5 protein-coding genes and 1 pseudogene are annotated in these 8,299 nt (G+C 71.7%); 4 read left to right on the top strand and 2 right to left on the bottom strand.

Annotated elements, in window-relative coordinates:
- Positions 1-355, top strand: a pseudogene (locus FV226_RS26085) (hypothetical protein); the annotation flags it as partial.
- A 189-nt stretch (positions 356-544) separates the two neighbouring features.
- Positions 545-3,808 carry an autotransporter domain-containing protein gene (locus FV226_RS26080; RefSeq protein ID WP_147765207.1) on the top strand — a complete coding sequence of 1,088 codons (3,264 nt, stop codon included), beginning with the start codon at positions 545-547 and terminating at the stop codon, positions 3,806-3,808.
- A gap of 302 nt (positions 3,809-4,110) precedes the next feature.
- Here the strand turns inward: FV226_RS26080 and FV226_RS26075 are convergent, their stop codons facing one another.
- Both FV226_RS26075 and FV226_RS26070 read right to left on the bottom strand, forming a co-directional pair.
- Entirely contained in the window at positions 4,111-6,366 is a 2,256-nt protein-coding gene (locus FV226_RS26075) for an HWE histidine kinase domain-containing protein (RefSeq protein ID WP_147753459.1), read from the bottom strand.
- A gap of 7 nt (positions 6,367-6,373) precedes the next feature.
- A complete protein-coding gene (locus FV226_RS26070; protein ID WP_147753458.1) occupies positions 6,374-6,733 on the bottom strand; it encodes a SelT/SelW/SelH family protein in 360 nt (119 codons plus the stop codon).
- Between the two features lie 256 nt (positions 6,734-6,989).
- On the opposite strand from FV226_RS26070, the gene FV226_RS26065 reads away from it, so the two are divergent.
- Both FV226_RS26065 and FV226_RS26060 read left to right on the top strand, forming a co-directional pair.
- On the top strand, positions 6,990-7,550 hold the full coding sequence (locus FV226_RS26065) for a LemA family protein (RefSeq protein ID WP_238272725.1): 561 nt from the start codon (positions 6,990-6,992) through the stop codon (positions 7,548-7,550).
- A 12-nt stretch (positions 7,551-7,562) separates the two neighbouring features.
- Positions 7,563-8,299, top strand: a 737-nt coding sequence (locus FV226_RS26060; protein ID WP_147765206.1) for a TPM domain-containing protein, incomplete at its 3' end; no start/stop codon positions are given.

Here is an 8,299-nt window from a genome sequence, read left to right as displayed (position 1 = left end):
CGCCCGCCCCGGCGACCCCACCGGCGTGCCGATGGCCTTCGACCACCGCCGGGTGCTCGCCACCGCGATCGGGCGCCTGCGCGGCAAGATCAAGTATCGCCCGGTGGTGTTCGAGCTGATGCCGCCGCACTTCACGCTGCTGCAGCTCCAGCGCACCGTCGAGGCGTTGTCGGGTGCGCAGCTCCACAAGCAGAACTTCCGCCGCCTGGTGGCGCAGCAGGGGCTGGTGGAGGAGACCGAGGGCGTCACCAGCGGCACCGCCGGCCGTCCTGCGCGGCTCGTGCGCTTCCGCCGCGAAGTGCTGCTCGAACGCCCCGCGCCCGGGCTGCGCCTGACGCCGTCGCGGCGCGCCTAGTAGCGCCAAGTCACGCCATGGATGGCCGACACCAATCCTGGTCCTTAGCCGACGTTGTATTCTTGAATGTTGCTTTCCGGCAACGCTGGATCGGCGTGAATATTGTGACTGGATTATGACGAAGACTCGGCCTTAGAGTTCGATAGTCCTTCGCCATCGAGCGCGACGAGCGGCGCGAGGGGGCGAATCATGGACTTCAAGCAGGGCGTGTCGATCATCACGGTGATGGTCGCGACTTACGGGGCCGGCACAGCGCAGGCGCAGACCGTCAACACGACGCCGTCGAACGTGAACGTGCTGAACCTGCTCGGCCCGTTCCTCGGCCTCAACGGAACGACCGTCGGCCAGCAGACGCTGCAGCTCAACCTCTCGCAGGCGATCGCCCAGAACCAGGGTGCCTCGGTCGCCGACCAGCAGAAGGCGATCAGCGACAAGGCGCTGCCGGGCAGCGCCGCCTTCGCCACGACGATCACCCTCGCCAATGGGACCCGCGTCAACCTCGGGCCGGCCGACAACATCGCCGGCGGCCTGCCGTCGCAGGCGCCGCAGAGCGCGGGCGGCCTGAGCCCCGTCCAGCCCGTCGGCGGCCTCGGGCCGCAGCTCGGCGCGATCTACCAGACCGGCATCCGCGCGAGCAACGCGACCTCCGGGCCGCTGACCGGCACCTTCAACCTGCTGAACCAGGCCTACAGCGTGTTCAGCGCCGACCTCGGCGTCGCGAAGAACTACTTCGCCAACGGCGCGGCGACGAACCCGAGCACAACGCCGGCCGGCTACGTGCCGGTGCCGGCGGTGGCGCCCGCCGGCTACACCCTGCCCACCGGTCCCTACACGATCCCCGCCGGATCCCCCGCCGGTGCGGCCGGGACGACCGGCACCCTGCCCAACCGCTCCGACAGCGTCCTCGACCTCGCCTACGGCGTGCGCAACACGCAAGCCGGCCAGGACGTCTACGGCTCCTCGCGTCCGATCCAGGTCGCGCAGGCCCGCTACAACGTCTTCGACCCGACGGCACTGAGCGGCATCGCCACCAACCCGTCCTTCCCGAGCGGCCACACGCAGTACGCCTATACCGACGGATACCTGCTCGCGATGCTGGTGCCGCAGCAGTACCAGAACATGCTGCTGCGCGCGTCGGACTACGGCAACAGCCGCATCGTGCTCGGCGTCCACTACCCGCTCGACATCATCGCCTCGCGGGCGTTCTCGGCCTACGACCTCGCCCAGGCCTTCACCAACCCGGCCTACGTCAACAACGCGGCCACGACCGGCACGGCGATCAACGTGCCGGGCCTGTTCACCAAGGCGGCGGCCGAGTTGCAGGCCTACGAGGCGGCGCAGTGCGGCAACACCGTCGCGGCCTGCGCGGCGAGCGCGGCCAACACCGTGAACAACCCCTACCTGCCCTCGGCCGCCAACCAAGCGCTCTACCAGGCGCGCCTGACCTACGGCCTGCCGACCCTGACCTTCGCGCAGGCCCCGCGCGAGGCGGCCCCGGCCAACGGCCCCGACGCCTCGATCCTGCTGGCGCCGCTCTACGGCGGCAGCACCGCCGCCGCGCGCACGATCGCCCCGAACGGCGGCCTCTACGGCACGCTGCAGACGAGCACGATCAACCAGATCCTGGTCAACACCCAGACCAACGCGCTCGCCGCCCTCTACGGGACGGACCTGAGCTACTGGGCCCGCCTCGACCTGTACTCGGCTGCGGGCTACTTCGGGAACGTCGCCGGCACCCTGCGGATGGACGCCGCCGACACGCTGAACACCAACGTCGGAATCGGCGGCGGCGGCGCGCTCTACGCCAACGGCACCATCGCCGGCCTCGTCACCGTCAACGGCGGCGGCCTGCTGGGCGGCACCGGCACGGTCGGCGGCATCACCGCGCTGTCGGGCGGCACCGTGGCGCCGGGCAATTCGATCGGCACGCTGACGGTCTCGGGCAACGCGGCGTTCGCAGCGGGCTCGACGTTCCAGGTCGAGGCCAACGCCGCCGGGCAGTCCGACCGGCTCGCCGTCGGCGGCGCGGCGACGCTCGCGGGCGGCACCGTGCAGGTCCTGGCGGCCGCCGGCAGCTACGATCCGCGCACCCAATACGCGATCCTCACCGCGGCGGGCGGCGTCGCCGGCCAGTTCTCGGGCGTCACCGCGAACTTCGCCTTCCTCACCCCGACCCTGCGCTACCAGCCGACCGAGGTCGACCTGACGCTGACGCGCAACGACGTCGCCTTCGCGACGATCGCGCAGACGCGCAACCAGGGCGCGGTCGCCAACGCGATCCAGGCCGCCGGCCCCGGCGCCGGCGTCTACGACCACACCGTCGGGCTCACCACCTCGGAGGCGGTCGGCGCATTCCGGGCGCTCACCGGCGACATCCATGCCAGCGCGATCTCGGCCGAGTTCGAGACGGCGTTCTTCGTCCGCGAGGCGATCCTCGACCGGATGCGCTGGGGCGCGACGCCGGGCTACGCGGACGGGGCCGATTACGGCCGCCTGCCGGCCGCCTACACCGCCGACCTACCCGGCCGGCGCGCCGCGCCGACGCCGGTGGCGGTCCGCACCCTCGATCCGCGGGTGTTCGGGCTCTGGGGCCAGGGCTTCGGCAGCTTCGGCGAGGCCCGCACCGACGGCAACGCGGCGAGCCTGTCGCGCCAGACCTCGGGCTTCGTGCTCGGCGCGGACGTGCGTCTGGAGAGCGGCTTCCGCGTCGGCGTCGCCGGCGGCTACACTTCGACCAGCCTCGACACGGCCGGCCGCCTGCAATCCGGCTCGATCGAGAGCGGCTTCGGCGGCGTCTACGGCGGGTACGAGCTCGGGCCGGTCTCGCTGCGGCTCGGCGCGGTCTACGCCGACAACGCGGCGCGCCTGCGCCGGACGGTGCTGTTCGCCGGCGTCTCCGATACGCCGAGCGCCCGCACCGGCGGCTCGACGATCCAGGGTTTCGGCGAACTCGGCTACAAGTTCGTCTTCGGCGGCGCCACGCCGCCGATCGGCAAGGACGCCGCCCCGGTCCCGGTGACGACGCTCTCCTACATCGAGCCCTTCGTCGGCGGCGCCTACGTCTCGATCGGCCGCGACCGCTTCACCGAGACCGGCGGCATCGCCGCGCTGACGGGCTTTGCCCGCGACTACGACCTTGGCACCGCCACCGCCGGCGTGCGGGCGCAGACCAGCCTCGACCTCGGCCTCGGCGTGCCGGTCTCGGCCCACGGCCTCCTCGGCTACCGCCGCGCCTTCGGCGACGTGGTGCCCACCGCGCTGCTCGCCTTCGGCGCCACCGGCCCGGCCTTCCTCACCGCCGGCATCCCGATCGACCGCGATGCCCTGGTAGCGGAAGCCGGCCTCGACCTGCGGGTCTCGGCCGCCGCCACCCTCGGCGTCGCCTATACCGGCCAGGTCGGGACCCGCGCCGAGGACCACGCGGTGAAGGGCAACTTCACCTACCGGTTCTGATCCGGCCCCGACGCCCCACCGGTCTGAAGACCCGCCGCCGCGATCATCAGCTCGCGGCGGCTTCATATTCTACGGTTCACCCCACCCACCCCCCTCATTTTGAGGTGCAGCGCAAGCGGCCTCGAAGGAGCCCTCCAGCCGGACACGCGACCACTGAAGGCCTCCTTCGAGGCTTCCGCTTCGCGAAAGCACGTCAGATGAGGGGTGGGTGGGACGGAGGCTCGTTCAGCTTCGGCATTCGGCAGGAAACCGACAGGCTCTCCGACCCGGCTACCTCGCCCCCACCCGAAACCCGAGCGCCGTTACCCCAGCCGCGGGAGCGGGGCGATCCGCGGCACGTCGGTGCCGCCCTTGCGCTCGAGCAGGCCGGGGGGCGGCACCGGGGCGACGATCGTGCAGACGACGCCGCCGGGGTCGAAGGCGAGGTTGACCTCGCCGGCGAGCTCGCGGGCGAGGCTGCGCTCGATCAGCCGCGAGCCGAAGCCGGTGCGGGTGGGCTTGGCGACCGGCGGCCCACCGCTCTCGACCCATTGCAGGGTGAGGCAGACCTCGTCGTCGCGCCGAATCGTCCAGCCGATGTCGATGCGTCCGCCCTCCCGCGAGAGCGCGCCGTACTTCACCGCGTTGGTGCCGAGCTCGTGCAGCGCCATGGCGATGGAGAGGGCGATCCGCGGCGGCAGCCGTAAGGGCGGCCCGGAGACCCGGAAGCGCGAGACCTCGGTGGCGTCGAGGGGCCGGATCGCGTCGGCCACGACGGTGCCGATCTCGGCCCCCTCCCAGCTCTCGCGGGTGAGGACGTCGTGGACGCGGGCGAGCGCCAGCAGGCGGGCCTCGAAGGCCGCGCGGGCCGCGTCCGCCTCGGCGCCTTCGAGACCGCGCAACGACTGGTTGGCGATCGACTGCACGGTGGCCAGGGTGTTCTTCACCCGGTGGTTCAGCTCGTGGATCAGGAGCAGCAGGTGCTCTTCTGCGAACTTGGCGTCGGTGATGTCGACGTTGCAGCCGGTGTAGCCGAGGAAGGTGCCGCCGTCGTCGAGGCGCGGCACGCCCTCGCAGCGCAGCCAGCGCACCGCGCCGTCGCGGTCGATCACGCGGACCTCGGTGCGGAAAGGCTTTCGTGCCCCGAAGGCTTCCGTGAAGGTCGTCGAGAAGCCGGCGAGGTCGTCGGGGTGGATGATCTTGTGCCAGCCCTCGTTGGCCAGGGCCGTCGCCGGCATGCCGAAGATGTGCTCGAAGTGCATGTTGGCGAAGCTGATCGTCGCGTCCTCGTCGGTCATCCAGATCAGCGCCGGCGCGGAATCGGCCATGTGGCGGAAGCGCGCCTCGCTCTCGCGCAGGGCCGAGAGCCCGCGGCGGGTGTCGGCGAGCGCCCGGTCGCGCTCGCCCTCGCGGGTCTTGAGGCGCAGGGACGCGTCGGTGAGCACGTCGCCGAGCCGGCGGATCTCGTGCACCGGCGAGGCGATGCGGGGGATCGCCTCGCCGCGCGAAAGGGCCGGCCCGGAGGCCGCGAGCTGCCGCAAGGGGCGCGAGACCCGCGACCACAGGACGACGGCGAGCGCCGAGGAGGTCGCCAGCACGAGGAGGCCGAATCCGCCGAAGGCCCAGACCCAGCGCCGGAGCCGGGCGTCGACGAGGGCCTGCGGGATGCTGGTGCCGACCGTCCACCCGGTGAGGCGCGAGCGCGCCTCCACCACCACGACCGGCCGATGCTGCCGGTCCTTGCCCTCCCACACCCCGGGGGTCTCGGTCTGGATCTGGCGCAGGCTCTGGAGGCGCGGGCGACCGACGACCGAGCCAGGGTCCGGCAGGCGCGCGAGCACCAGCGCCTGCCGGTCGGAGATGCCGGTGGTCCAGCCTTCCACCACCTCTCGGGCGAGGATCGCCTGGAGGCGGCTCAAGGGCGCGTTGAAGCTCAGGATGTAGGCGACGTTCGTGCCCACCATCACCGGGACGGCGACCGCGTAGGTCGCGTCGCTCGGCATCGGCCCCGGCAGGAAGCCCGTCACCATCGCCCGCTGCGTGCCCGAGGCGACCTCCTTGTCGAGCGGCAGGGCGGTGACCGGCAGCATGCCGCCGCGCTTGATCCCGGTGTTCACGATCTGCTGCCCGTCCGGCCGGCGCAGCATGATGTCGAGGTCGATCGCCTCGCGGACGAGGCGCGCCTGGGCGTCGAACGCCTCGAACTCGCCGTCCTTGAGGCGTGGCGAGGTGGCCAGCGTCTGCAGCACCGAGACCAGGCCGGCGGTGTCGCGGTCGACCGACAGGGCGATGCCGCGCACGTTCTCGCGCGCGTCCTGCTCGAAGCGGGCGCGCTCGACGGAGGCGTAGCGGGCGAGCAGGATCGCCGTGAAGATCAGGCCCGGCCCGATCAAAGCGATCACGAGCGCGACGAGGTAGACCTGCGTCGAGGCGCCGTTGCGCTCCAGCCGCGCGATGCGCCGCCGGAGCCAGTTCGGCGGCGGGCCGCGGCGGACCGGCGCGGCGGGCAGCTCGCTCGGGCTCACCGGTGCATCCGCGATCTCGCCGGGCTCGGCGGCGGGGGCGTGGTCCTGAAGCATCGCGCCATCACGGGTCGGACTTCGGCGGGTCGGACTTGGTCGGATCCGATCGAGACGGTTCCGGACGCGCCCGGTCGATATGGCCGAGGTCGCGCCCCGGATCGAGCCGGTCGCGCACCCGCTGCTTGAGGACCTTCACGTCGGGGAAGCCGCCGTCGCGGGTCCGCTCCCAGACGGTGTCGGCGCCCACGGTGATCGAGAACGCCCCGCCGGTCGCCGGGATCAGCGCGACCTCGCCGAGGTCGTCTCGGAAGGTCGAGAGCAGTTCCTGCGCCATCCAGGCGGCCCGCAGGAGCCAGTTGCACTGGGTACAATAGGTGATGGCGACGCGCGGCTTGTCAGCCGCAGCATGGGGCGTGTCATCCATGGCGCGCACAGCGCACCGCGGGGGTGGCCTTGTCAACCTCGGGCACGGCCCGTGACGGCGGACCGGACGAGCGTCGCGGAAAGCCGGCGCGGCCCTTCTCTCGGCGGGTCCGAGCCCCTATCTCACGCGGACGTGAAGTACGGCCAAGCTGGGCCGGATGCAGCTTCCAGGAGTGGTGGACATGTCGTCGAGTGCGGATTTCGCGACGCCGCGAACCAGCCCCCTCATCGCCCGGGTCGCCGGCGCGCTGATCGCGATGCTGTTCGCGACCTGCCTCTCGGGCTGCGGGGCGATCAACCGCGTGCCGACCCTGGAGGAGCAGGCGAAGTCCTCCTGGAGCGAGGTGCAGAACCAGTACCAGCGCCGAGCCGACCTGATCCCGAACCTCGTCGAGACGGTGAAGGGCTACGCCAAGCAGGAGCAGGACACCCTGACCAAGGTGACGGAGGCCCGCGCCAACGCGACCAGCGTCAAGGTCGACGCCTCGACGATCACCGACCCGGCCAAGTTCAAGCAGTTCCAAGACGCGCAGAACCAGCTCAGCGGCGCCCTCGGGCGCCTGCTCGCCACGGTCGAGGCCTACCCCGACCTGAAATCGAACCAGAACTTCCTGGCGCTGCAGTCGCAGCTCGAGGGCACCGAGAACCGCATCGCCGTGGCGCGGCGCGACTACATCGGCTCGGTCCAGGCCTACAACACCGAGATCCGCACCATCCCCGGTCGCTGGATCGCCTCGTGGTTCTATCCGGAATCGAAGCCGATGGAGACCTTCACGGCGACGCCGAACGCGGAGCGTGCGCCCAACGTGAAGTTCTAGGGCACCTCGCGCATGCTGCGCGGCGCGCGCCTCGCCTTCCCCCTCGTCCTCGCCCTCGCGGCCTGCGTCGGGCTGTGGGCGGCTGCGCTCGGCGCGGAGCTGAGCTTCCCCAAGCTGACCGGACGGGTCGTCGACGCCGCTGGCATCCTCACGCCGGAGCAGCGCGGGACGATCGAGTCCAAGCTGAAGGCTTACGAGGACAAGACCTCCGACCAGGTGGTAGTGGCAACGGTGCCGAACCTGCAGGGCACCACGATCGAGGATTACGGCAACCGCCTGTTCCGCGAGTGGAAGATCGGCCAGGCGAAGACCAACAACGGCGTCCTGCTGATCGTGGCGCCGGCCGAGCGCAAGGTCCGCATCGAGGTCGGCTACGGCCTCGAAGGCGCGCTCACCGACGCCCTGTCCCGCGTGATCATCGCCAGCGCGATCACGCCGCGCTTCAAGGAGGGCGACTTCGCCGGCGGGATCACCGCCGGCGTCGACGGCATCCTCTCGATCCTCGCGGGCGACGCGGAGGTCTGGCAGCGCAAGCCGAAGGTCCGCGCCGACGAGGTCGACCCGACGCAGGTGGCGCTCTTCGTCGGCCTGTTCCTCCTGGTCCTGTTCGTCGCGTGGCGCATGAACCGCGGCGGGAGCGGGCGCGGCGGGGGCATCGTCTTCCTGCCGGGTCCGGGCTCCGGCGGATGGAGCGGCGGCACCTCGGGCGGGTTCGGCGGCGGCTTCTCGGATGGCGGCGGGTTCTCGGG

Origin of the sequence: Methylobacterium sp. WL12 (assembly GCF_008039475.1) — a bacterium.
In the GTDB taxonomy this organism is placed as follows: Bacteria; Pseudomonadota; Alphaproteobacteria; order Rhizobiales; family Beijerinckiaceae; genus Methylobacterium; species Methylobacterium cerastii.
This window is presented reverse-complemented; position numbering and strand designations above follow the sequence as displayed.

Excerpts from the sequence above, each read along its gene's own strand:
- FV226_RS26080 (WP_147765207.1), top strand. The coding sequence starts at position 545 with ATGGACTTCAAGCAGGGCGTGTCGATCATCACGGTGATGGTCGCGACT.
- FV226_RS26075 (WP_147753459.1), bottom strand. The coding sequence starts at position 6,366 with ATGCTTCAGGACCACGCCCCCGCCGCCGAGCCCGGCGAGATCGCGGAT.
- FV226_RS26070 (WP_147753458.1), bottom strand. The coding sequence starts at position 6,733 with ATGGATGACACGCCCCATGCTGCGGCTGACAAGCCGCGCGTCGCCATC.
- FV226_RS26065 (WP_238272725.1), top strand. The coding sequence starts at position 6,990 with ATGCTGTTCGCGACCTGCCTCTCGGGCTGCGGGGCGATCAACCGCGTG.